At 67.9% G+C, this 21595-nt stretch carries 18 protein-coding genes and 3 tRNA genes; 8 read left to right on the forward strand and 13 right to left on the reverse strand.

Going from position 1 to position 21595, the window contains the following annotated elements; all coding sequences use genetic code 11:
* Positions 1 to 10: 10 nt before the first annotated feature.
* Positions 11 to 679, reverse strand: a complete 669-nt coding sequence (locus RHM57_RS15590; RefSeq protein WP_134448811.1) for a cyclase family protein — start codon at positions 677 to 679, stop codon at positions 11 to 13.
* 111 nt (positions 680 to 790) lie between these two features.
* Between RHM57_RS15590 and RHM57_RS15595 the strand changes: the two genes are divergently transcribed.
* From RHM57_RS15595 to RHM57_RS15615, 5 genes are all read left to right on the forward strand, one after another.
* On the forward strand, positions 791 to 2368 hold the full coding sequence (locus tag RHM57_RS15595; protein WP_134558669.1) for a purine-cytosine permease family protein: 1578 nt from the start codon (positions 791 to 793) through the stop codon (positions 2366 to 2368).
* Positions 2365 to 2775 (forward strand): nuclear transport factor 2 family protein, encoded by a 411-nt coding sequence (locus tag RHM57_RS15600; RefSeq protein ID WP_134448809.1) that lies wholly within the window; start codon positions 2365 to 2367, stop codon positions 2773 to 2775. The genes RHM57_RS15595 and RHM57_RS15600 overlap by 4 nt, the downstream gene beginning before the upstream one ends.
* 81 nt (positions 2776 to 2856) lie before the next feature.
* Positions 2857 to 3864 carry a dimethylarginine dimethylaminohydrolase family protein gene (locus RHM57_RS15605; protein ID WP_134448808.1) on the forward strand — a complete coding sequence of 336 codons (1008 nt, stop codon included), beginning with the start codon at positions 2857 to 2859 and terminating at the stop codon, positions 3862 to 3864.
* Positions 3865 to 3867: 3 nt separating this feature from the next.
* Positions 3868 to 5139, forward strand: coding sequence for a M20 family metallo-hydrolase (locus tag RHM57_RS15610; protein WP_322188591.1), 1272 nt, complete (start codon positions 3868 to 3870; stop codon positions 5137 to 5139).
* 55 nt (positions 5140 to 5194) lie between these two features.
* The gene (locus RHM57_RS15615) at positions 5195 to 5509 is read left to right on the forward strand and encodes a hypothetical protein (protein WP_134558666.1); all 315 of its coding nucleotides are present in this window, start codon (positions 5195 to 5197) and stop codon (positions 5507 to 5509) included.
* A 160-nt stretch (positions 5510 to 5669) separates the two neighbouring features.
* Here RHM57_RS15615 and RHM57_RS15620 read toward each other — a convergent pair.
* The 7 genes from RHM57_RS15620 to RHM57_RS15650 form a co-directional block, all read right to left on the reverse strand.
* Positions 5670 to 5743 (reverse strand) — tRNA-Met (locus RHM57_RS15620).
* 33 nt (positions 5744 to 5776) lie between these two features.
* Positions 5777 to 5848 (reverse strand) — tRNA-Thr (locus tag RHM57_RS15625).
* Between the two features lie 81 nt (positions 5849 to 5929).
* Positions 5930 to 6457 (reverse strand): alpha-glucosidase C-terminal domain-containing protein, encoded by a 528-nt coding sequence (locus RHM57_RS15630; RefSeq protein ID WP_322188593.1) that lies wholly within the window; start codon positions 6455 to 6457, stop codon positions 5930 to 5932.
* 18 nt (positions 6458 to 6475) lie between these two features.
* Positions 6476 to 7807 (reverse strand): alpha-amylase family glycosyl hydrolase, encoded by a 1332-nt coding sequence (locus RHM57_RS15635; RefSeq protein ID WP_322188595.1) that lies wholly within the window; start codon positions 7805 to 7807, stop codon positions 6476 to 6478.
* Between the two features lie 8 nt (positions 7808 to 7815).
* Positions 7816 to 8724, reverse strand: coding sequence for a sugar ABC transporter permease (locus tag RHM57_RS15640; protein WP_134448804.1), 909 nt, complete (start codon positions 8722 to 8724; stop codon positions 7816 to 7818).
* A 1-nt stretch (position 8725) separates the two neighbouring features.
* Positions 8726 to 10348, reverse strand: coding sequence for an ABC transporter permease subunit (locus tag RHM57_RS15645; RefSeq protein ID WP_134562057.1), 1623 nt, complete (start codon positions 10346 to 10348; stop codon positions 8726 to 8728).
* 125 nt (positions 10349 to 10473) lie between these two features.
* The gene (locus RHM57_RS15650; protein ID WP_134448826.1) at positions 10474 to 11712 is read right to left on the reverse strand and encodes a sugar ABC transporter substrate-binding protein; all 1239 of its coding nucleotides are present in this window, start codon (positions 11710 to 11712) and stop codon (positions 10474 to 10476) included.
* A 174-nt stretch (positions 11713 to 11886) separates the two neighbouring features.
* On the opposite strand from RHM57_RS15650, the gene RHM57_RS15655 reads away from it, so the two are divergent.
* On the forward strand, positions 11887 to 13563 hold the full coding sequence (locus RHM57_RS15655) for a glycoside hydrolase family 13 protein (protein WP_134558663.1): 1677 nt from the start codon (positions 11887 to 11889) through the stop codon (positions 13561 to 13563).
* A gap of 148 nt (positions 13564 to 13711) precedes the next feature.
* A complete protein-coding gene (locus tag RHM57_RS15660; RefSeq protein ID WP_241975298.1) occupies positions 13712 to 14659 on the forward strand; it encodes a GTP pyrophosphokinase in 948 nt (315 codons plus the stop codon).
* A gap of 23 nt (positions 14660 to 14682) precedes the next feature.
* Here the strand turns inward: RHM57_RS15660 and RHM57_RS15665 are convergent, their stop codons facing one another.
* The 3 genes from RHM57_RS15665 to RHM57_RS15675 form a co-directional block, all read right to left on the reverse strand.
* Positions 14683 to 15972, reverse strand: a complete 1290-nt coding sequence (locus RHM57_RS15665) for a M23 family metallopeptidase (protein WP_322188598.1) — start codon at positions 15970 to 15972, stop codon at positions 14683 to 14685.
* Positions 15973 to 16264: 292 nt separating this feature from the next.
* The gene (locus tag RHM57_RS15670; protein ID WP_322188600.1) at positions 16265 to 17095 is read right to left on the reverse strand and encodes an inositol monophosphatase family protein; all 831 of its coding nucleotides are present in this window, start codon (positions 17093 to 17095) and stop codon (positions 16265 to 16267) included.
* An 83-nt stretch (positions 17096 to 17178) separates the two neighbouring features.
* Positions 17179 to 17263 (reverse strand) — tRNA-Tyr (locus RHM57_RS15675).
* A 168-nt stretch (positions 17264 to 17431) separates the two neighbouring features.
* On the opposite strand from RHM57_RS15675, the gene RHM57_RS15680 reads away from it, so the two are divergent.
* Positions 17432 to 18451, forward strand: a complete 1020-nt coding sequence (locus RHM57_RS15680; protein ID WP_134558660.1) for a LacI family DNA-binding transcriptional regulator — start codon at positions 17432 to 17434, stop codon at positions 18449 to 18451.
* 135 nt (positions 18452 to 18586) lie between these two features.
* On the opposite strand, the gene RHM57_RS15685 is transcribed toward RHM57_RS15680, so the two are convergent.
* Together RHM57_RS15685 and RHM57_RS15690 are read right to left on the reverse strand one after the other, a co-directional pair.
* The gene (locus RHM57_RS15685; RefSeq protein ID WP_322188602.1) at positions 18587 to 20698 is read right to left on the reverse strand and encodes an HlyD family efflux transporter periplasmic adaptor subunit; all 2112 of its coding nucleotides are present in this window, start codon (positions 20696 to 20698) and stop codon (positions 18587 to 18589) included.
* Positions 20691 to 21572: a hypothetical protein gene (locus RHM57_RS15690; protein ID WP_134562052.1), complete on the reverse strand. Its 882-nt coding sequence runs from the start codon at positions 21570 to 21572 to the stop codon at positions 20691 to 20693. Before RHM57_RS15690 ends, RHM57_RS15685 begins: the two co-directional genes overlap by 8 nt.
* Positions 21573 to 21595: the final 23 nt, after the last annotated feature.

The following is a 21595-nucleotide window of genomic DNA, read 5'->3' on the forward strand; positions in this document are numbered from 1 at the left end:
TTCAACGTCCCTACGGTTCGAGCCGAATCGCTACCGCTCGCACCGGAGCACCATCTGCCGCTTCAAAAGCTATCGGAAGAAGCGAGATCACCGGCGCAGGGAAGTCGATTGCCGCGATATTCGTCAGATTCTCCCCGATCACGCCGTCGACGTCTGCGATGAGGTGATGCACAGGGAATCCATCACCAGGATGCGTCTCATCGGGTGTTTCATCGATGTTGATCGCGTCGATCGCGAACGTTCGCACGCCGAGCCCGATCAGGCGACGGCAGGCATCCGCATCGAGAAAAGGGTTCTCGAAATACCGGTCGGTACCGTAGTGCTCGCTCCAGCCGGTGTGCAGGAGGATGATCGAACCCGGTCGCACCTGGTCGGCGACCGGCTCGATGAACTCCCAGCCGATGCGGCCGCGGGGCCCTGCGGCCCGGGCGTCGACGATGACGCCGCGTCCGACGAAGCGCTCGAGCGGGATCTCGTCGATCTTCAGGCCGGTCTCGCTGAAGTGGAAGGGGGCGTCCACGTGGGTGCCGGTCTGGGACCCCATGGACACGTTGAGCAGATTGAAGCCGTCTCGCTCGATGGTGCTGTGCACGGAGAATTCGAGCACCGGATCCCCCGGGTAGACCTGCGTGCCCGCACCGACGGGGACGGAGAGATCGACAATCAATTGTTTCGTCATGGTAAATAATTCTTGCATATCTATCAATTTTCTCCCAGTGAACGTAATGTCATCTCAACTTCTTCTGCGCAGTCGGAGACCCCACCCGCTACGAAAGACAAGGCGTTCACCATGACCAGCAGCAACACTGGCGCCGGCGATTCCGGCACCGCCGTGCTCAATGCCCGCCCCAAGATCACCGAGGTCGAAACCCACGGGATCGACACCATTCCACACCCTGACCGCACATCGACGTGGGTCGACCTCCTCCGCATCCAGTTCGGCGGCGCCAACACCTTCGCGACCGTTCTGCTCGGCACCTTCCCGATCGTGCTCGGCCTCTCGTTCTGGCAGGCCGTGCTCGCCACCGTCGCCGGGGTGCTCGTCGGCACCGTCTTCCTCATGCCGATGGGCCTTTTCGGCCCGCGCACCGGCACGAACAATGCCGTCTCGTCCGGCGCGTTCTTCGGCGTTCGCGGCCGCGTCGTCGGCTCCTTCCTGTCCCTCCTCACCGCGATCGCCTTCTACTCGATCTCGGTCTGGGTGAGCGGTGATGCCCTCGTCGGCGCGCTCAACCGCCTGGCCGGCATCGAGGACTCCGTCGGACTCCGCACCCTCGTCTACGGCGTCATCGGCGTGATCGTCATCGTCGTCGTCGTGTTCGGCTTCCAGTTCATGCTCCTCGTCAACAAGACCGCCGTGATCGCAAACACCGCCCTGATCCTGCTCGCGTTCGTCGCGTTCTCCGGCACCTTCGACGCCGGATACAACCCCGGACCCGATGCCCTCGCCCTCGGCGGCTTCTGGCCCACCTTCGTCGCGTCCGCGCTCATCGTGATGGCGAACCCGATCTCCTTCGGCGCGTTCCTCGGCGACTGGTCTCGCTACATCCCGAAATCGACGCCGACGAGCAAGCTCCTCCTCGCCACCTTCCTCGGCCAGGCCCTCACCCTCATCCCGTTCCTGTTCGGCGTCGCCACCGCCACGATCGTCGCGGGCCAGGCAGACTACGTCTTCGCCCTCATCCAGGCCTCCCCGATCTGGTACGCAGTGCTCCTGATGGTTGTCGCCTTCATCGGCGGGCTGTCGACGGGCACCACCTCGCTCTACGGCACCGGCCTCGACTTCTCCTCGGTCGTGCCTCGCTTCAGCCGGGTGCAGGCCACCATCGGAATCGGTGTCATCGCTTTCCTGTTCATCCTCACCGGGCGTCTGTTCTTCGACCTGCTCGGTGCCGTCAACGCGTTCATCGGGGCCATCATCGTGACCACGACACCCTGGATGGTCATCATGGCGATCGGCTTCATCGTGCGTCGCGGACACTTCGATGCCCGCAACCTGCAGGTCTTCAACAAGGGCGAGACCGGTGGCATCTACTGGTTCAACTCCGGCGTCAACTGGCGCGGCATGGTCGCCTGGATCGGCGCCGCCGTGATCGGACTCCTCTTCGCGAACTACCCGCCCGTCATCGTCGGCCCGTTCAGCGCCCTGGGCGGCGGCATGGACCTCAGCCTCGTGACGGCCGTCGTCGCGGGAGCCGTGCTCTACCTCGGCGCCCTCTGGATCTTCCCCGAACCCCGCTACGTGTTTGGCGAGGAAGGCCCGCGGCTCGTTCCCTCCTCGAATGCGCCGCTCCAGGACGTCGTGACCGACCACGCCTCGAGCGCGGCCCGCGTGCACGCCAGGGCCGCCGCACGGCGCGCCTCATGAGCGACGACGTGGCCGACCCCGGCACCCCGGCCGCCGACGCCCTCGCCGCCGCAGACGCGCTGATCTCCGACTTCGGAAACCATCGGCGGGACGCGTACTTCTCCCGGTTCGCCCCTGAGGCGACGTTCCTCTTCCATTCGGCGCCCGCGCGGCTCGAATCCCGGGCCGCCTACGAACAGCTGTGGGACGAGTGGGAACAGCAGAACGGCTTCCGGGTACTCTCCTGCGTCTCGAGCGAGCGTCGGATCCAGGTCTTCGGCAAGGTCGCCGTGTTCAGCCACGACGTCGCCAGCACCGTCAGCTTCGACGACACCGTGGAGACCCTGGCCGAGCGCGAGTCGATCGTTCTGGAAAACCGGGGCGGCGCATGGCTGGCCGTGCACGAGCACCTCTCCGCGAGGTCGTGAGGTTCCCGTAGGAGCCGGACACGACATCCGACCATGACCATATCGACACGCGTCCACACCCAGTCACCGAAAGAAGCATTCATGCACGAGATCGATTCCACCCTCGAGATATCCGACGGAAAGTTCCACCGGCTCCTCGGACCGGAGGCCCTCCCCGCGTTCGGCGACACCGGGGAACTCGAAGCGACCTGGGGACGGCGCTGGGGTGCCGCAGACGAGGTCGGCCGGCTGCGCTCCGTGCTGATGCGACGGCCGAGCCAGGGCCTCGCGAATGTGCGGGCGAACACCTACAACGAGGAACTCGGCGCCCTCGTCGACCCGGAACTGCGCTGGTACTGGACCGGGCGCGACACCCCGGACCTCGACCTCCTCAACGCGCAGTACGACGACTTCGTGAGCACCCTCACCCGCAATGACGTCGAGGTGGTGTTCGCCCCCGAGCTTCCCGCCACGTTCACGAAGTCTGTGTACACCCGCGACCCGTTGATCACGATCCCAGGCGGAGCGATCATCGGGCGCCTCGCCCCGCGGATGCGCCGGGGGGAGGAACAGTCGATCACCGCAACGGTCGCCGCTGCGGGGATGCCCATCCTCGGCACGGTCACCGGCTCCGGCCTCGCCGAAGGCGGCAGTTTCCAGAAGGTGCGGCCGGACACGGCGTTCTTCGGCACCTCGGTGCGCTGCAACCCGGAAGGGTACCGGCAGCTGGCGAGGATCCTCGAGGAATTCGGCATCACCCTGAAGCGGGTCACGCTGCCCGGATACCTCATCCACCTGGACATGTGCGCCGTCATGCTCGACGACGACCTCGCCCTCGTCAACCCGCGGCTGGCGCCCTACGACTACATGGCACAGCTGTGGGACCTCGGCATCGAAACCATCGAGGTCGATCCCCGCGAGGAATGGGCGTGCAACATGCTCGCCCTCGATCGCCGCAAGGTGATCATGCCCGACCACTTCCCGCGGACGGCCGAGATCCTCAGCGACCGGCACGACGTCGAGGTCCTGCCCGTCGCCTACCGCGAGATGCTCAAGAACGGCGGCAGCGTGCACTGCTCGACTATGGAACTGCAAAGAGACTGGAGCTAGACGATGACCACGAACACGATTGTCGACGCGAACACCGAGGCGGATGCCGCAGCACTCCTGGCCGATTTCCACACCATGTCCGAATTCGGCGCTACCAGTGGCGGCGGCGTCGACCGTCAGGCGGCGAGCGCCGCCGACGGCCAGACGCGGTCCTGGTTCTCTGCCTGGCTGGCCGACCGCGGCTTCCGGGTGGAGGTCGATACGATCGGCAACATCTTCGGCCTGCTCGAGCTGGTGCCCGGCGCGCCGTACGTGCTGTTCGGCTCGCACCTTGACAGCCAGCCCCTCGCCGGGCGGTACGACGGCGCATATGGCGTGCTCGCCGCCGGGCACGCCGCGCACCGCGCACACCGCGATCTCGCGGCATCGGGAATCACGCCCCGGTACAACATCGCCGTGGTCGACTGGTTCAACGAAGAGGGCTCACGGTTCAAGCCGAGCATGATGGGCAGCGCGGTCTTCACCGGCCGACTCGACCTCGAGGTCGCCCTGGCGACGACCGACCCGAGAGGCACGAGCGTGCGGGAGGCGCTCGACGCGATCGGCGGCCGCGGCGGCTTCGTCGGACCCGATGTGGCCGGCTACGCCGAGATCCACGTGGAACAGGGCCGCACGCTCGAAGACGCCGGGGTACCGATCGGAGTCGTCGCAAGCACCTGGTGCGCGTACAAATACGAGATCGTCGTACTCGGTGAGCAGTCCCACACCGGCTCAACCCTGATGCGGGACCGCCGCGATGCCCTTCTCGGTGCCTCCAAGCTCGTCGTCGCGATCAACGAGCTGGTCCGCGAGTTCGACGACGAGGTGCTGCACGCATCCGTCGGCGAGTTCACGGTCGGGCCCAACTCCCCCGTGACCATTGCACGCGAGGTTCGGCTGCTCGCCGACCTGCGCGCCCGGGAATCCAGCATCCTCGCCAGCGCCTTTGAAATTCTGCAACAGCGGATGCGCGCCATCGAGTCGGAAACCGGCGTGCGCATCGAGGTCCTCGCCTCGAGCATCTGGGAGAGCGGACCTTTTCTCGAGACCGGGCTGGCCATCACCGAGACGGCCGCCGAGCAACTCGGCCTCGACAGCATGCGGGTGCTCACCCTCGCCGGGCACGACGCCACGAATCTGAAGGAAACGGTCCCCGTCATCCTCATCTTCGTTCCGAGCATGGACGGGGTGTCCCACAACGAGAAGGAATTCACCCACGACACCGACCTCGTCGCGGGCGCCCGAGTGCTCACCGAGGTCGTGAAGCGCCTCGCGCTCGGCGACTTCGCGGGGTAGTCGCGGCGGCGCGGTTGAGGCGTCGCGTCCGGGATCGGTCCCCTAGCATGGCCACATGGGCGAGATCGAGGCTGGGCAAGGCAACGTTTCCGAGTCAAACCGCTCGCGTCGGGTGAGCGTATCGATGGTCGTCCTCGGCGCCGTGGCGGCCGTCATCGGACTTGTGCTTCTTCTTCTGCCGAGCAATCAAGCGAGCTTCGGCTGGTACGCGTATGCGCCGCTCAGCGATTCGACATTCCTCCCGCCGGGCGGGCTGTTCTCGCCACAGAATCAGATCGGGACGGTGGTGTTCATCGTCGGGCTGGTCGTGCTCGCCTTCGGTGCCGGCTGGATGCTCGGGCAACGTCACGATGTGCGCCGTGCGGAATAAACCAGAACATCGAACTGGACGATGAGTCCGCGGCCCGAGGGAAGGGGCGCCGATAGTCGTGGTGATCGACAGCACAATCCAAAGTGCGGGGTTTGTGCGGGGTTGAGCCTCTGGATGGCACGAAGAAGCCCCGGACTTCGCTGAAGTCCGGGGCTATGTGTAGCGGGAGCGGGAATTGAACCCGCGACACCACGATTATGAGCCGTGTGCTCTAACCAACTGAGCTACCCCGCCACGACCTGCCGGCCTCACGACCGCCCAAGCCTGAGCCCCCTGTGGGAATCGGACCCACTACCTCTTCCTTACCAAGGAAGTGCTCTACCAATGAGCTAAGGGGGCAGAACTTCTCTTCAGAAGTTGCGCCCTGAATTTCGGCAACCGGTAAACATTATCATCTCCGCCGCCCTCCCCGTGACCGTTTCACCCAACGGGCACGAGCACCCCGGGAAGCGCCCAGGCCGTGAACGACAGGCCGGGCGCTGTGAGGCGGATGCCGTCGGTCGCGCCTACGAGCTCGGCGTCGCCAAGAAGCCGCATCGCGGCATCCGCTCCCGCCAGCGTTCCGGCCGGCAGGGACACCGCACCGGGCGCCCGTGCCGCCAGCACGAGCACGGACTCATCGCCCGTTTCGCGCACGAAGACGAGCACGTCGTCGTCGACGTGCAGCCAGCGCATCGAGCCTCCGTTGAGGGCCGGGTGGCCGGTACGCAGGTGGATCAGGGCGGCGTAGAGGTCGATCGTCTCCGCGACCGCCGGCTCCCCCGCGCTCGCCCAGGGCATCGGCGTGCGCGAGTGCTCGCCGTCGTCGCCGGTGAGGCCGAACTCATCCCCGGCGAAGACGACCGGGATACCGGGCAACGTGACCGACAGCCCGAACGCCACCGGCACGGCTCCGTCCAGGGCGTGAGTGCGGAAGCGAGGTGTGTCGTGCGTGTCGAGGGCGTTCATCGTGGCGAGCCGCGTGCGTCAGGGGAACCCGGCGGTGAAGCGGCGATGCGCCTCGACGAACTGCACCCCGGTGTACTGCGGGATCGTGCCATAGGGCAGGCCGAAGAACGAGGAGGGACTGTTCGGCTTCGAGAGCCAGCCCCAGACCGGCCGGGTGAAGTTCGCGTAGGTCATCGCGCCGTGCCAGGCGTCGCCCTGGAAGTCGCTCGCGGCGTCATTGGTGCTTTCACCGAGCAGGATCGTGTCGGGGTTGACCTCGATCATGGTGCGGCGGATGGTCTGGCGCACCTCGGCGTTGAGGTCGTCGCCGAGCATCCGCCCGGTCATGTTGGCGACGTCGATGCGCCAGCCGTCGAGGCTGAAGGGCGGCTCGAGCCAGTGCGCGACGACGGAGTCGGGGCCCTCGATGAAACGCCGCCGGAGCTCTGCCGAGGCCCAGTTGAACTTGGGCAGGCTGCGCGCACCGAGCCAGGAGGCGTAGCCGTCGTGCTCCTCGTCGAGCCAATAGTAGAAGGCACCCTCGGGGGCCGCCGGGGCGCGGTGCGCGGCCCGGAACCAGTCGTGGCGATCGCCCGAGTGGTTGGACGTGAGGTCGCCGATCACCCGGAGGCCGCTCGCGTGCGCGGCACCGACGAGCCGGACCAGGGCATCGTCGCCGCCGAGCAGGGGATCGACCTCGCTGAAGCTCGAGGCGTCGTAGCGGTGGTTGGAGGCACCGGGGAACACCGGGGTCAGGTAGATCAGGGTGATGCCGAGCCGGGCGAGGTGGTCGAGGTGGTCGACCACGCCGTCGAGGTCACCGCCGTAGAACTGGTGCGAACGACCGGGCTGTTCCCTGTCGACGCCGTCGCTCCAGCCCGCCGGGATGCCCCACGCGGGTGCCTCCCGCCCGTCGGCCCTCGCGGACCGGCCGAACCGGTCAGGGAAGACCTGGTACATCACGGTCGACCGCGCCCACTCGGGCGGCGGAGCAAACGTGACGAGCTTGAAGTCCTCCGAGTCGAGCGTCTCGATGGAATGCACGCCGCTCGCGTTCAGCCAGGCGTGGCTGCCGTCGACCCGCGTGAGGAGGAACCGGTAACCGTGCACCGGGTTCTCCACGAGCACCTCGGCCTCCCACCACTGGGCGCCGTCGACCCACTGCGTGCCGTCGACCGTGCCGAGCAGGTGCGCCGTATTGAATCGAGGCTCCCTGTCGGGGTTGGACCGCGCGTAGACGGCACTGACACAGCCGAACTGCCGGGGAACGCGCACCCGCACCCGCACCCTCTCCCCGAGCGCGGGAGTCTGGGTGGAGACGTAGAGCGGTGACCCGTCGTGATGGGGCTCTGCAGAGGGCTGCGGACACATCGTGCCGATTACTTGACGGACCCGGCGGTCAGCCCGCCGACGATGTACTTCTGCAGGAACAGGAACAGGGCCATCACCGGCAGCGCCGCGAGCACGGCTCCGGCGGCGAACACCGAGTAGTTGCTCGAGAACTCCTGGGAGACGAACTGGTAGAGGCCGACGGCGAGCGTCTGCTTCTCCGGCGTGATGAGCACGATGCTCGCGATCACGAACTCATTCGTCGTGCCGACGAAGGAGAGCAGGCCGACGACCGCGAGGATCGGGGCGACGAGCCGCAGGATGATCGTGAAGAAGATCCGGGCATGGCCGGCGCCGTCGATCTTGGCCGCCTCGTCGATCGAGGCGGGGATCGTGTTGAAGAAGCCGTACATCAGGTAGGTGTTCACGCCGAGGGCGCCGCCGAGGTAGACCATGATCAGCCCGATCTGGGTGTCGAGGCCGATCGCGGGGAAGATGTCCGAGATGCCGCTGAGCAGCAGGAAGATCGCGACGACGGCGAGGAGCTGCGGGAACATCTGCACGAGGACGAGCATGAGGAGCCCCGCCCGACGCCCGCGGAAGCGCATGCGGGAGAAGGAATATGCGGCGAGCGCTCCGAGGAAGACGGTGCACACCGAGGTGATCGTTCCGATCAGAAGCGTGTTGCCGTACCAGGCGGCGTATGGCTGCTGCGGCAGGTTGAACAGGGTCGAGTAGCTGCCGAGGTCGACCTCGTTGAAGAGGCCGTTCGCCGTGATCAGGGTGCCACCCGGGTGCAGCGACGCGGAGAGCACGTAGAGCAGCGGGAATGCGGAGAACACGACCATGACGGCGCCGACGAGGTGCCGCCAGCCGGTGCGGGAGAACCACCGGCCGAAGTTGAACGGTCGTTTGGTCGGGATGTACAGGTCACTGGTTTCGGGGGCTGCGATTCGCATCTCAGTTCAACTCCTCTAGCGCCTTGGTCTGTTTGAAGCTGACGATCGACACGAGCGCGACCAGCAGGAAGATGATGATCGAGAACGCGCTCGCGAGCCCGTAGTCCCGGCTCGCGCCGACGAAGGCCACCTTGTAGACCATCGAGATCAGGATGTCGGTGGCCCCGACGTTCACGCCGGCCGTGACGTCTCGGGGACCGCCGCCGGTGAGCATGTAGATCAGGTTGAAGTTGTTGAAGTTGAACGCGAACGAGGAGATCAGCAGCGGCGCGACTGAGACGAGCAGCAGCGGGAGCTTGATCAGCCGGAACACCTGCCAGGGCCTCGCCCCGTCCACGGTCGCGGCCTCCTGGATCTCGGTCGGGATCGACTGCAGAGCCCCGGTGCAGACCAGGAACATGTACGGGAAGCCGAGCCAGAGGTTGACGAAGATGATGCTGAACTTCGCGAGCCATTCGTTGGTCAGCCAGGGGATGTCCGCCCCGCCGAAGAGCACCTGGTTCACGAAGCCGAATTGCGGGTTGAGCATGCCCGCCCAGACGAGGGCGGAGAGGAAGGCTGGGAAGGCGTACGGCAGGATCATCACCACCCGGTAGACGTTCCGTCCGCGCATCCGCAGGTCGTTGAAGACGATCGCGAGGAAGAGCCCGAGCCCGAACGTGGTCAGCACCGAGAGCAAGGCGAAGGCGAAGGTCCAGAGGGTGACGCTGATCAGCGGCCCGCGGATGGACTCGGAGCCGAAGGCGTGCACGAAGTTCGCGAAGCCCACCTCGACCTTCCAGCCGGGGAGCAGTTCCTCGCCGCTCGGCGCCACGAAGGAGCCGGTCTTGCCGTTGTCGGCGTAGACGACGCCGGTGCTGCTGTTCGTCATGGTGCCGTCGGCGGCGGAGTAGACCAGGTCGGAGACGTAGAGGTAAGCGCTCGACCCGTCGGGGGTGCGGAGGGACCCGTCGTTCGGGTCGTCCGAGACGGGGACGGAGAGCGCGGCGATCGCCTGCTGCTGGGCGACGATGTCGGCGAAGCGCAGCGACGTGTAGCCGGCGAGGCCGGTGGCCTTGCCCGTGGCATCCGTCGTCGCGTCGGTGACGACCCGGAGGGGGCTCGTCGCCGAGCCGACGCTGATGGTGCCGTCGGGGTCGGTGACGAGGAAGCTGAACTCGCCGGACTGTTCGAGCACGGTGAGGCCGTAGCTCGCGGAGTCGGGAACCCGCTCCTGCGAGGAGACGATGAGCGCGTTGACCGCGTCGGCCTTGGTGCTGTTGTGACCGGTGCCGTAGTTGGTGAAGGCGATGTAGCCGGAGTAGCCGATCACGAAGATCTGGAAGATGAGCAGGAAGATCAGCCCGGGCGCGAGGTACTTGGCCGGGAGCTTCTGGTGGCTGAAGTAGATCCAGTTGACGACCAGGGTGACGAAGGCGACGAGGCCGACGACGACCCAGTCCTGCTTCATCACGAGCACGAAGAGGGCGTAGACGCTGATCGCGTCGACGATGCCCAGAAGCACGATCTTAACGAGGAGCACCTTGACCCCGGCGGAGGCGGCCTCGGCGACCCGGGAGGCCCGCCGGGAGCGTTTCGTCTGCCGGAGCTGCGCCGCGTCCTGCTCGGTGCGTGGTGTGGTCATCGTCGTCCGCTTTCTCGGGTGCAGGTTGTGCTGGTGAGCGGATGCCCGTCCTCGGGGGACGGGGACGGGCATCCGTCGTGCTGTGGTGCTGTGGTGCTGTGGTGCTGTGGTGCTGTGGTGCTTCGTTACTTGATGGCGGTCTGGATGTCGGCAGTCATCTTCTGCCACAGGGCGACCGGGTCACCCTTCTGGGAGATGATCGCCGCTTCGGTGACACCCCAGAACTGCCAGACCTTGCCCATCTGCGGGATGCTCGGCATCGGGACGGCCGTGGCCGCAACCTTGCCGAAGCCGGCGGTGATCGGGTCGGAGCTGGCTGCCTCGAAGGCCGCGGTGTTGGCCGGAGCCCGCCCGCCGACCTTGTAGAGGGCGGTCTGGACCTTTTCGCTGCCGATGTAGTTGACCAGGAACTCGTTCGCGGCGAGGGCGTTCTTGCTCTTGGCGCTCACGACGAAGCCCTGCACGCCGACGAACGGCTGTGCGGTCTGGCCGCCGGCCGAGGGGATCGGGTCGACGGCGACGGTGATGCCGGCCTTCTGGGCGTCGGGGACGTTCCACGGGCCGGTGATCAGGAACGGCGAGGCCCCGGCGAGGAACTTCTCCTTGGCGATGTCGCTCGTGACGTTGAGGCTCAGGTTGCCTGCAGCGCCCTGGGCGCCGAGCCAGGTCGCGAAGCCCTCGCCACCGGCGTTGCCGATGGACAGGTCGTTCGCGTTGTAGCTGCCGTCGGCGTTGGTGCCGAAGACCGGGGCGCCGAAGGAGGTCTGGAACGGGTACAGGTGGTACGGGTCGGCGTCCGGGCCGAGCTGCACGAGGTACGGGAACTCGGTGCCGGCGGCCTTGCCCGCTGCGACCATGTCGTCATAGCTGGCGGGGGCGGCCGGGGCGAGCGCGGTGTTGCGGAGCAGCGCGATGTTCTCGATGGAGTACGGGACGCCGTAGGTCTTGCCCTCGACGCTCATCGCCGTGACCGCGACCTTCTGGTAGTTGGCGGCGGTGTCGCCGAGTTCGACCGGCTGCACGACGCCGTTGGCGACGAAGTTGCCGAGCCAGTCGTGGGCGGCGATCGTGATGTCCGGGCCCTTGTCGGTGGGGACCTGGGCGATGAACTCGTCCTGGATCTTGGTGAAGTCCTTCTGGACCAGCTTCACCTCGACACCGGTCTCCTGGGTGAACGCTGCGGCGGCATCCTTGAGCACGGGTGCGCGGTCGGCGTCGACCCAGACGGTCAGGCTTCCGGAGCCGGCGGCGGCCGTGGAGCTCGCTGTCGAGGCGGCCCCTCCGCCTGAACAGCCGGTCAGGGCCAGTGTTGCGGCGGCCAGTACGGCGCCGGCGGCAAGCAGGGCTTTCTTCTTCACCATCATTGGTGTGCCTCTCATAGAACGAACAAATAAAAGTGCAAGCGTTTACATGTTTAGTCGATCGGCTGTTGATTGGCAATTCAAAGCACGATGGTATTTGAAAGTTTGTCGGAATCGTTTAAGCATAGATTTCTGCAAACGCTTTCATGAGGGATTCCATGCAGTAAAGTTTTCGTCATGACAGGCTCCGAATGGTGGCGTACCGCCGTTATCTACCAGATCTACCCGCGCTCGTTTGCTGACTCGAACGGCGACGGTATGGGCGACCTCGCCGGTATTACCAGCCGACTCCCGGCCCTGCGCGATCTCGGGATCGACGCGATCTGGCTTTCACCGTTCTATACGTCGCCCCAGCGCGACGCAGGCTACGACGTGGCCGACTACTGCGACGTCGATCCACTCTTCGGCAGCCTCGACGATTTCGCCACCCTGCAGGCGACGGCGCACGATCTCGGCATCCGGGTCATCGTCGACCTCGTGCCCAACCACTCCTCGAGCGATCACCCCTGGTTCCAGGCCGCCCTCGCGGCCGGCCCAGGCAGCGAGGAGCGCGGGCACTACATCTTCCGCGACGGCAAGGGCGTCAACGGCCAGCTGCCGCCGAACAACTGGGAATCCGTCTTCGGCGGTCTCGCGTGGACCCGCGTCATGGAGGCCGACGGTACTCCTGGCCAGTGGTACCTGCACCTCTTCGACTCGAGCCAGCCGGACTTCGACTGGCAGAGCCCCTGGGTGCGCGCACAGTTCCGCGACGTGCTGCGCTTCTGGCTCGACCGCGGCGCCGACGGCTTCCGGGTCGACGTCGCACACGGCATGATCAAGGCCGCAGGCCTCCCTGACTACACTCCCCCCGCGGACGGCGGCAGCATGGGCGGAGCCACCGCGCTCGAGCCCGGCGTCGTCGCCGAGCCCGCCGCGACCGCCCCGTACTGGGCGCAGCCCGGAGTGCACGAGATCTACCGCGACTGGCGGCTCGTGCTCGACGAGTACCCCGGCGACCGGATCCTGGCCGCCGAGGCCTGGGTCGACCCGCTCAGCCACGTCGCCGAGTGGGTGCGCCCCGACGAGATGCACCAGGCCTTCAACTTCGCCTACCTCGAGACCCTCTGGGGCGGCCCAGCCCTCCGCCGCGTCATCGACGATTCCCTCGCCGCGTTCAGCGCGGTCGGGGCGCCGAGCACCTGGGTGCTCTCCAACCACGACGTGGTCCGGCACGCTTCGCGCCTCGCGCTGACGGGCGACAACCTGCAGGGTCACGGCATCGGCCCGAAGACGGTCGGCCTTCCCGATACCGTCGTCGGCCTGCGTCGCGCGCGGGCGGCATCCGCCCTCATGCTCGCCCTGCCCGGCTCGAGCTACCTGTACCAGGGCGAGGAGCTCGGCCTGCCCGAGGTCGTCGACCTGCCGGACACCGCTCGCGAGGACCCGACCTGGTTCCGTACCAACGGTGAACGCTACGGCAGGGACGGATGCCGCGTGCCGCTGCCCTGGGTCGGCTCTGCGCCGTCCTACGGTTTCGGCCCGACCGCGGCCAGCTGGTTGCCGCAGCCGGCCATCTGGGGCGAACTCGCCCGCGACGTGCAGGAAGGCGTGCCGACGTCGACCCTTGAGCTCTACAAGCTCGCCCTCCGGCTCCGCAAGGAGCACGGCCTCGGGCTCGGTTCGGTGTCCTGGCTGAACGGGCTGGACGGGCTCGGTGACGCGGTCGTGGCGTTCACGAACGGCAGCGTGACCGTTGTCGCGAACACGGGGGCGGCATCCGTCACGCTGCCCGCCGGCGAGGTGCTGCTCGCGAGCGAACCGCTCACGGGACGCACCCTGCCCGGCGACACCACGGCCTGGCTGCGCGCCTAGCTCCACCCTCCCTCAGCTGAGGTGTCGCATATCGATGTTCGCGACCCGCGCGAACATCGATATGCGACACCTCAGCGGCTGCCGTTCAGCCCGAAGTGGGAGGATTGAGGGAGCGGCGCCGATTGGGAGCCCGTAGAAGGAGCACACCGTGACCGCCCCACAGACCGACAGCGTCGCCGGCATCCAGCAGAGCACGGATACCGACCTGGTCGCACAGGAGAGCACGGATACCGACCTCGTCGTCGAGTCCGGTTCAGGGCCAGGAACCCGGTCTGGGGCTCGCGCAGTGTCCCGTGCAGGAGCCTACGTCGAGACACACGCGGAAACACACGCTGAGATGCAGGCCGAGAGCGACGCCGAGAAGGCGCGCCACCATGAGATCAAGACCGAGCTCACCCGCTTCATGATGTCCTACAAGTTCGCGACCGACGAGATGATGACGAAGATCAACATCCTCAAGGAAGAGTTCGCGTCCATCCACGACTACAGCCCGATCGAGCATGTCAGCTCCCGGATCAAGTCGCCGGAGGGGATCCTGAACAAGGCTCTCCGCAAGGGCTGCCCGCTCGACCTCGAGGACATCCGCCGGCAGATCCAGGACATTGCGGGCATCCGGGTCACCTGCAGCTTCATCTCCGACACCTACCGGGTGCTCGACATGCTGACCAGCCAGGAAGACGTCACCGTCCTCGAGGTCAAGGACTACGTCGCCGCCCCCAAGTCGAACGGCTACAAGAGCCTGCATCTGATCGTGGCGATCCCGGTGTTCATGTCCGACCGGGTCGAGCCGGTCACCGTCGAGATCCAGATCCGCACCGTCGCGATGGATTTCTGGGCGAGCCTCGAGCACAAGATCTTCTACAAGTACCGCGGCGTCGTGCCGGCGAACCTCGTCGCCGAGCTCAAAGAGGCAGCGGATGTCGCCAATCGCCTGGACATCCAGATGGAACGCCTGCACAACCAGGTCGTCGCCCTCGAACCCACGGTGCGGGCAGGGGACGACCTACTGAGCATCGCCGGACTCACCCCGTTCGCGCTGCCGACGAGCCTGCTCGAAGCCATCGATCGCGGCCGCACGAGCGACGCCACCGACTAGCGCCACCGGGCGCGCGGGGGGCTCTAGTTCGTGTTGGCGCGGAGCCAGACGAGCGGGTCGACGTGGACGCCGTCCTTGCCGCCGAGGCGGATCTCGAAGTGCAGGTGCGGGCCGGTGGACATTCCGGTGTTACCGACCTTGCCGATGACCTGGCCGACCTTGACGACGTCGCCGGTCTTGAAGAGCATCGAGCCGTGGATCATGTGCGCGTAGACGCTCGAGACGACCTTGCCGTCGATGACGTGGTCGATGATCATATGCACGCCGAGGCTGCCTTCGCCGTCTTCGGTGAAGCTCACGACGCCGTCGGCGATGGACTGGATCGGGGCACCGATGCCGGGGTTGAAGTCCTGGCCCTGGTGGTCAGCGGAACAGCCGGCGCAGTTGCGATAACCGAACCGGTCGCCGATGTGCACGCCGACCGCGAAGGGCCACTGGATCGTGCCGTTCGGGTTGTTGGTGAAGGTCGCTTCCATGCGGATGCCGCTCGCCGCTGCGACCTCGGCGATCGACTTCGATTCGAAGCCGTCACGCGTGACGGAAATCGTGTCCGTGCCGCCGTCCATGCTGAGCGTCTGGGCCGGCTCGGCCGGTGAGGTCTGCGTGGAGAGCCGGGCGGCGGCCTGCACGTCGGCCGAGGAGAGCAGCGCCTCGGCGGGAAGCGATGTCGACACGGCCATCAGGGCGACGAAGGCCATGGCGACGACCGTGACGCCCGTCGTGGCGAGGCGGCGCAGCTTCGGTGCCGGCCGCTGGGACGGCGCCTGGACGGCGGGTCGCTGGGTCGACTGCTTCATCGTGCCGCTGCGGAGTGCCCGAGAGGCGGTCCGCGACCCGGTCCGAGACGGGCGGACCGGCTGGCCGCCGTCGTCCAGGGCCCGGATCGCCCCGGCGGCACCGTGGCCGGACTTCGCGGCGCGAACCTGGGACCCGGTCGGCAGGGGGATCGAGGCGGTCCGCGACCCGGCATCCGTCAGGAGCTGGTCGAGGTCGGTCACGGGTGCGTCTGCGGCGGCCGGGGCAGCAATCAGGCGGTCGGTGTCGTTGACCGTCACGGCGGCGAGTTCGGGTTCGGCGAGTTCATCGGCGAGGACCTGCGCAGCGTCGGCGCTGAGTTCGATCGGCCGCGCGGCGTTCGGAACGGCGGGAACGGCGGGAACGGCGAGTGCGTCGGCTGCTGCGGCGCGGTGTGCAGCGGCCAGGGGTGTCGCGGCGAGGCGTTCCTGCTCGCGCAGTTCCCGGCGGGTCAGTGCGGCCGGATGCACGGGGACAGCCTGCTGGACGGGCTGCGCCGGAGCGGAAGAATCGGTCACTGCCGGGCTTCCAGAGTCACTCGCGGCACGCGCGCGTTCACGCGGTGTGGAGGAGTGAGAAGACAAAGTCGGGTGAATTCTTTCGGCGGGGCTGACAGTGGCGAGAGAGTGGTCGTCTTGGCCTGGCCAAAGTAACGAATCACTACAGGCTAACCCGCGAGGCCGAATATTCCATTCCTGTGCACGTAATGACACCCCAAAACGGGGTATTTTGCCGTCACTATTGGGGGCGCTGTTTCGGCCGGATTTCCGCTGTCACCCCGGCATCGGCGGGCATCCGGCGGCCGACGCGTCACCGTTCCTGAGAACTCATGAATTCGCTGAAGAGTGGGGCCAGTATCGGCTCGAAGTCGGCGTACAGGTCGGGTGCCCCTGCGATCAGGAGGTCGATTCCCTCCCGGTCCTCGCCGAAGGCTCCGACGCGCGCGCCGGCCTCGCGGGCGACGAGCGCACCAGCGGCCTGGTCCCACGGGTTGAGCCCGCGTTCGTAGTAGAGGTCGAGGCGCCCCGCGGCAACCGAACAGAGGTCGAGGGCGGCCGAACCGATCCGGCGGATGTCCCGTACCCGGCCGATGAGGCCGTGTACAACGTTCGCCTGCCGCAGCCGCATGGCCGCCCGGTAGGAGAACCCGGTTCCGACCAGTGCGAGGTTGAGGGGAACGCCGGTCTTGACCTGGAGCCTGCTGCCGTTGAGGTGTGAGCCGCCGCCCGCCGAGGCCGTGAAGAGTTCGCCGAGCGCCGGGTTGAAGACGGCGCCGGCCACGGTCGCCCAGGTGGCCGGGTCGTCGCCCTCGACGACGGCGATGCTGACGCCCCAGGCGGGGATCCCGTAGAGGAAGTTGACCGTGCCGTCGATCGGGTCGACGACCCAGGTCAGGCCGGAGGTGCCGGGGGTCGCCGCGGATTCCTCGCCGAAGAAGCCGTCATTCGGCCGCGCCTCGGCGAGCAACGCGCGGATCAGGTTCTCGGTCTCCCGGTCTGCGAAGGTGACGATGTCCTCCGGCGAGGACTTGGACGCGGCCACCTCGACACCCTCCGCGCGTCGCCGCGCGGCCAGCTCCCCCGCGACGAGCGCGGTGTCCTTGGCGAGGCGGAGCAGTTCGGTCGGGGCGGGAGCAGTCATGGTTCCACGGTAGATGACGCAGGGGAGAGCCGGGAAGGAGACGCAAAAACCCCCGGAAACACGGGGTTTCCGGGGGCATTGGGTGGTGGCAAGTGAGGGATTCGAACCCCCGAAGTCTACGACGGCTGATTTACAGTCAGATCCCTTTGGCCACTTGGGTAACTTGCCATTGCGCACCCGACCATGTGAAACCACCTGACCGGAGACGCTCAGACAGAATACAAGGGAATTGCCCCCGTGCGAAATTGCGTCCGGAACCGTCGCTGACGGCTGGCGGATGCGCCCGCTCGATATGATCGCTGAAGGGCCATTTCCCCCTGACTTGTGAGGAGCCGCATGGTCGGCATCGACGACGTCGCCCGCCAGGCGGGCGTGTCCACAGCGACGGTGTCCCGCGCCCTGAGCGGCAACGGGCATGTCTCCCCGGCCACCCGGCTCCGGGTCGAGACCGTTGCGGGGGAACTCGGCTACGTCGTGTCCTCGAACGCCTCGAGCCTCGCATCCGGTCGGATGAAGAACATCGGCGTCGTCGTGCCGTTCCTCGACCGCTGGTTCTTCTCCAATGTCGTCGAGGGCGCGCAGAAGGCGCTGCTCCGCGGCGGTTTCGACCTCACCCTCTACAGCCTCGCCGGGGACTACGACGAACGCCGCAGCGTCTTCGAGCACTTCCTGCTGCGCCAGAGAGTGGATGCCGTCATCGCGGTCTCCCTCGAGCTGAGCCCGGATGAGGTGGCCCGGTTGCACGCGCTCAAGAAGCCGCTCGTCGGCATCGGCGGTCCGATCCCCGGGGTGCGTACCCTCACGATCGACGATGTCGCCGTCGCCCGTCTCGCGACCGAGCACCTGCTCGCGCTCGGGCACACCCGGATCGCGCATATCGGCGGCAACCTCGAGCTCGACCTCGACTTCCACCTGCCGACGAACCGGCGGCTCGGCTACGAGCTCGCGCTGACCGGCGCGGGCATCACGCCGACGCCCGCCCTGTTCCAGGCGGCGGACTTCACGGTCCGCGGCGGGTACCAGGCCGCGAAGCAGTTGCTCGGCAACCCGCACGAGCGTCCCACCGCGATCTTCGCCGCGTCGGACGAAATGGCGATCGGCAGCATCCTCGCCGCGCGCGACCTCGGGCTGGTCGTGCCGCGGGACGTCTCCGTGGTCGGGACGGACGACCACGACCTCGCCGACTTCTTCGGGCTGACCACGATCGCCCAGTTCCCGCAGTGGCAGGGAGACAAGGCCGTCGAGATCCTGCTCGACGAGCTGCAGCCGGGAAAGCACGACCCGGTCGGACTCGACACCGCCATCCCGTTCGAGCTGATGGTGCGGTCGAGCACCGCCCGCCCGGCCCAGGGCTGAACCTCACCCGTTCGCGCCCCGCGTCGAATCCACCGCCGCCCCCGTTCCGAATTCAGGAGTTGCGCCCGGCTGAACCGGTTTTCTGACCGGTTCTGGCCGGAATCCGAGGCCATCTCCTGAATTCGGAACGCGGGCTCAGCCCTGGGGCGGGGTGCCACCGCTGAAGCCGCTGAAGTCGCCGGATGGCGGGCCGCCCTGGAAATCGGTGCTGCTTCCACTGCTCGAACCGCCGAGGCTGGTGAGGCTCGAGCTCGTGTCGGCCGCGGTCCCCGGGATCGCGTCGTCCAGGTCGGCGAGGATCACGACGTCGCCGGCCACGAGGCCGGAGTCGATCTCGGTGAGCTCGGTGCCGACCGCGCCGACCGTGACCGTCGTCGAGGTGGAGGTACCGGCGACGAGCAGGTCGACGGTGTATGCCGAGCCGTCGCGGTGCACGGCAGAGGTCGGCACGGTGAGCACGGCATCCGTGCTCTCGATCGCGACCGTGACCTGGGCGGAGGCCCCCGTCAGGATTGTGGCGTCCGTCGCGTCGACGGCGAGGGTGACCGCATATTTCGGCGTCGACGACGTCGAGACGTTCAGGATGCCGATGGAGCTGACGACCCCGGTCAGTTCCGTTCCCGTCGTGGCGAGTTCGATCTTCGCGGTCTGGCCGACCTCGAGGCTCGCGACGCTCGCGAGGGACACGGTCGAGTCGATGACGTAGCCGTCATTGCCGAGGATCGTGATGACGGCGGTGGTCGACGCCGCCGAGACGGTGTCGCCGGCAAGGATCGCCACCGCGGCGACGGTTCCGGCGTACGGGGTCGTGAGGGTGGCGAGGGTGGCCTGCTTCTGGGCGATGGCGAGCTGAGCCCCTGCCGCGGCGATGTCGGCCCGGTCGGCGACGATCGTCTCGGCCGAGGCGACCGTCGTCGTCGCCGTCGAGCCCGTGCCGGCTCCGGAGATGGTTCCGGTCGTCCCGGTGGTTCCGGTGGCGGTGGACGGGGTGCCCGCGGTTGCTGCTGTACCCGTTGTCGTGCCGGTCGCACCCGTTGTCGTGCCGGTGCCGGTGGCTCCCGTGGTCCCGGTTGAGCTTCCGGTCGTCGCGGTCGTCGTGGCGGCATTCGCCGCCGTGACGGCGTCGGTGAGGCCGGTGACGGCGGAGTTCAGCGCGGTCACGAGCGTCAGCACGTCCTGCTGGGCCGTGTCGACGGTCTTCTGGCCGGCGAGGACCGCGGTGATGGCGGTCTGGCAGGCGGCCAGGTCGGCCTTCGCGGCGGCGAGTCGCTCGGCGGCGGTCGCAGGGTCAGCGGTCGCCGTCGGGGTCGCCGTCGGGGTCGGGGTCGGGGTCGGGGTCGGGGTCGGCGTGGCGGTGGCGGTGGGCGAGGCATCCGTCGTGGCGGTGATCGTGTCGGTCGCGCTCGTGTCGGTCGTCGCGGCGTCGTCGAGTGCCGCGTCGATGAACGGCTTGCAGGTCTCGTCGGTCGAGGCCATGGTCGCGTCGCTCGCGGCGAGCGCGGTCTGGGCATCGGTGTATTTCGCGAGGAGCGCCGCCTGGGCTGCGGTGACCGCGGTCACGGCCGCCGTCACGGCCGCGTTCGAAACGATCGGGGTCGAGCCGGTCGACGCTCCCGTCGTTCCCGAGCTCGTGTCCGTGGTGCCCCCGGACACTGAAGCCGCCGACGAGGACCCGGTCGCGACGGCCGTAGACGACGTCGACGACGTCGCGGTGGTCGCGGTTGTCGCGGTGGCGGTCTGGGAGTCGAGGTCGTCGGTGAGGGTCTGCTCGGCTGCGGTGACGGTCTCCTCCGCCTTCGTGACCGCGGCGGCCAGATCCGTGGCGTCGAGGGTCGCGAGGGTCTGACCGGCGGTCACGGTGGCCCCGACCGCGACGTCGACCGTCGCGACGGTCCCGCCGACGGAGAAGGCGGCATCCTTCCTGGTGGTCGGTGCGACGGTCCCGGTGACGGCGAGCGACTGGCTCACCGTTCCCGTTGCGGCGACGACGGTGCGGAAGTTGCCGCTGTCCGTGCGGTTCATCGCGTAGACGACCCCGCCGCCCGAGGCGCAGAGCACGGCGGTGACCGCGCCGAGGGCAATCAGGCGCCGGCGGCGCTTCACGACGGCCTTCGCCGATCGGGCCGTCCTGACAGATTTCGCGGTCGCAGGCGAAGCCCCGGCTGCGGCCGCTGCGGCTGCGGCTGCGGCTGCCGCAGCCTCCGCGCGGGCCGCCTTGCGGGAGGCGCCGAAGGGAGTCCTACTCATTGGAGGTGCTCCCGCTCGGACGGGTTCCGCCGCCGAAGCCCGACCGCGAGACGCAGCCGTCCGCGGTGGCGGTCGAGATCTTCAGGGCGGTCGCGGCGAAGCCGCCGCTCGTGTCCGAGGCGCCGGTCGCCACGGCGCACGCGCCGACGACGAGGGCGCTCGAGTCGGAGGCGACCGTGTTGAGGTACGTGGTCGTGGACGCGACGGTGACCGCGGTCGAGGTCGTGTCCGTGCCTCCCATGCCAACGGCGTCGATGGTGATCGAGTCGGCGGTGACCGCGGTCACGAGTCCGCTGACCGGGAAACCTCCTGTCATCCCGCCCGGGGCGCCGGTGGCGCCGTCGGTCGGCATGTCCGTCGGCATGTCAGTCGGCATATCGGTCGGTGCGGTCCCATCGGGGGCACCGCTCGGCATGGTGCCGTCGGCCCCGCCCGTTCCGCCCGCGCCGCCACCGCGGTTGCCCGTCGTGCAGGCTCCATCCACCGCGTCGGTCACGGTCACGCTCGTCGCGGCGGTGGCCACCGTCGTACCGCTCGCCGCGGTGAAGCCGGAGACGGAGACGCAACGGCCGACGGAGACATCCGTCAGGGCGCCCGTCACGGTCGCAGTGATCGTCGTCGCGGCCGTGTACGACACGGCGGTCTGGGTGCTGGAATCCTGAACCTGCAGGATGCCGGCGGCAACGGAGGCGATGGTGCCGGTGATGCCCCCGTCTCCCTGCCCCCCAGCCGAGGCCGCCGGGGCTGACGAGGCGGCCGGGACCGCGGCCGTGCTCGCCCCCGCGGCGCAGCCGGTCAGGAGGAGCACTCCGCCGAGGGCGAGAAGAACTCCGAAGTTGGTGGCGAAACGGGTGGTCGGTCGAGTGCGGGTCATGAGGTCTCCAATGGACGTGGAAC

The organism is Cryobacterium sp. 10S3, from assembly GCF_034344045.1.
In the GTDB taxonomy this organism is placed as follows: domain Bacteria; phylum Actinomycetota; class Actinomycetes; order Actinomycetales; family Microbacteriaceae; genus Cryobacterium; species Cryobacterium glucosi.

What these genes read in the sequence shown, in the direction of transcription:
- RHM57_RS15630 (WP_322188593.1), bottom strand. Translation starts at nt 6,457, where the DNA reads ATGAACGCCCTCGACACGCACGACACACCTCGCTTCCGCACTCACGCC.
- RHM57_RS15690 (WP_134562052.1), bottom strand. Translation starts at nt 21,572, where the DNA reads ATGACCCGCACTCGACCGACCACCCGTTTCGCCACCAACTTCGGAGTT.
- RHM57_RS15635 (WP_322188595.1), bottom strand. Translation starts at nt 7,807, where the DNA reads ATGTGTCCGCAGCCCTCTGCAGAGCCCCATCACGACGGGTCACCGCTC.
- RHM57_RS15650 (WP_134448826.1), bottom strand. Translation starts at nt 11,712, where the DNA reads ATGATGGTGAAGAAGAAAGCCCTGCTTGCCGCCGGCGCCGTACTGGCC.
- RHM57_RS15645 (WP_134562057.1), bottom strand. Translation starts at nt 10,348, where the DNA reads ATGACCACACCACGCACCGAGCAGGACGCGGCGCAGCTCCGGCAGACG.
- RHM57_RS15595 (WP_134558669.1), top strand. Translation starts at nt 791, where the DNA reads ATGACCAGCAGCAACACTGGCGCCGGCGATTCCGGCACCGCCGTGCTC.
- RHM57_RS15670 (WP_322188600.1), bottom strand. Translation starts at nt 17,095, where the DNA reads ATGACTGCTCCCGCCCCGACCGAACTGCTCCGCCTCGCCAAGGACACC.
- RHM57_RS15605 (WP_134448808.1), top strand. Translation starts at nt 2,857, where the DNA reads ATGCACGAGATCGATTCCACCCTCGAGATATCCGACGGAAAGTTCCAC.
- RHM57_RS15590 (WP_134448811.1), bottom strand. Translation starts at nt 679, where the DNA reads ATGACGAAACAATTGATTGTCGATCTCTCCGTCCCCGTCGGTGCGGGC.
- RHM57_RS15685 (WP_322188602.1), bottom strand. Translation starts at nt 20,698, where the DNA reads ATGAGTAGGACTCCCTTCGGCGCCTCCCGCAAGGCGGCCCGCGCGGAG.
- RHM57_RS15655 (WP_134558663.1), top strand. Translation starts at nt 11,887, where the DNA reads ATGACAGGCTCCGAATGGTGGCGTACCGCCGTTATCTACCAGATCTAC.
- RHM57_RS15615 (WP_134558666.1), top strand. Translation starts at nt 5,195, where the DNA reads ATGGGCGAGATCGAGGCTGGGCAAGGCAACGTTTCCGAGTCAAACCGC.
- RHM57_RS15640 (WP_134448804.1), bottom strand. Translation starts at nt 8,724, where the DNA reads ATGCGAATCGCAGCCCCCGAAACCAGTGACCTGTACATCCCGACCAAA.
- RHM57_RS15680 (WP_134558660.1), top strand. Translation starts at nt 17,432, where the DNA reads ATGGTCGGCATCGACGACGTCGCCCGCCAGGCGGGCGTGTCCACAGCG.
- RHM57_RS15600 (WP_134448809.1), top strand. Translation starts at nt 2,365, where the DNA reads ATGAGCGACGACGTGGCCGACCCCGGCACCCCGGCCGCCGACGCCCTC.
- RHM57_RS15610 (WP_322188591.1), top strand. Translation starts at nt 3,868, where the DNA reads ATGACCACGAACACGATTGTCGACGCGAACACCGAGGCGGATGCCGCA.